Raw genomic sequence first — 1,228 nt, 5'->3', positions numbered from 1 at the left:
CAAGGCAATCGCATGAAGCTCACCTGAGACCTAATAGTTCAGCCCGATAATCATCAGAGGTTGCAGCAATCAGCCTTCGTGCCTTGATGCCACCCTTGCGCTTGACCGGATCCAACCGGATCAAATTCAATGTAAGTTGCTTGAGAACGGCCATGTTGTGGGCAGCATGCCCGGTTCGGATCCGCATCTGATCGTCACCAAAAATGACATCCATGCACCAGTGGACGCGGTTCTCCACGCCCCAGTGCGCCCTGATGGCATGTGCGATGCGCTCTGCATCCGGAGCAAGACTGCTGATGTAGTAACGGCGCTCCAGGCTGGTCTGGTTGCCCACAGTCCGCTCGGACTCCAGCATCACGAAAGTGCGCAGTCCTGGCCAGCGTTCTGGCTGTGGCAGGCACTGGAGTTGGTCGAAAACATGGCAGCGACGAACCTCCAGCCGGCCATGGTCCTTCTCGACATGCTCGAAGTGCGCATGGGGTACCCGGGCAGGATCGCCGTCCAAAAAGGTGTCAGCGAAGTCATCGATCGCTTCGGCCAGCTTCGGCTGGTTTCCCTTGATGGCCAGCAGATAGTGCGCCCCGCGATCGAGAATGGCCTGTGCAATGTCCGGCTGGGTACCCATGGCATCGATCGTCACGGTGCAGCCCTCAAGCGCCAGTGTGGCCAGCAGCTCAGGAATGGCGGTCTTCTCGTTGGACTTCTGGGAGGTCGCCCTCTGCCCGAGAATCAGCCCTGAATCAGCCGCAAAAGCGCTGACCAGGTGCAACGGGGCCGTGTTTTTCTTGCCGGAGCGGCGACTGGTCTTGCCGTCTAGGGCAACCACTTGCGGAGAAAGGGCCGGTAGGATCGCCGCAACCCAACAGCGGAAGGCCTGCTCGAACTCCTCTGGATCGATCAGGCTGAATAGCCGTCCAAAGGTGTCGTGTGAGGGAATGCCGTGGGGTAGTTTCAGAATACGGCGGAACCAGTCCAGCCGCTGCTCAGCCCAGAGTTCGATTTCGATGAAGGTGTCAGCGCCGGCAAGCACGCCGCAGATAGCCACGACCAGTGTTTCGACCAGGTCGTGACGAATCTTGCCCTGCTGACGGGGATCATTGATGGCGACCAGAACATCGGAGATTGGTATGTGATGCGACATTGCAGGGCATCCTGAGTAGAGAGGCGCTCAGGATGCCCGCTGGGAAAGGACTCATTCAAATCGGCAGGCGTTCATGCGATTGCCCTG

Annotated in this window: 1 protein-coding gene; it reads right to left on the bottom strand. The window is 58.9% G+C overall.

The annotated features are described in order from the left end of the window. Nucleotides 1–19: 19 nt before the first annotated feature. Nucleotides 20–1,141 (bottom strand): ISAs1-like element ISPa60 family transposase, encoded by a 1,122-nt coding sequence (locus HMPREF2924_RS07515; RefSeq protein ID WP_010455375.1) that lies wholly within the window; start codon nucleotides 1,139–1,141, stop codon nucleotides 20–22. Between the last annotated feature and the right edge of the window lie 87 nt (nucleotides 1,142–1,228).

This window comes from Pseudomonas sp. HMSC063H08 (assembly GCF_001813645.1).
GTDB lineage: Bacteria > Pseudomonadota > Gammaproteobacteria > Pseudomonadales > Pseudomonadaceae > Pseudomonas > Pseudomonas aeruginosa.
The sequence above is the reverse complement of the archived record's forward strand: the minus strand, read 5'-3'. Positions and strand labels throughout refer to the sequence as shown.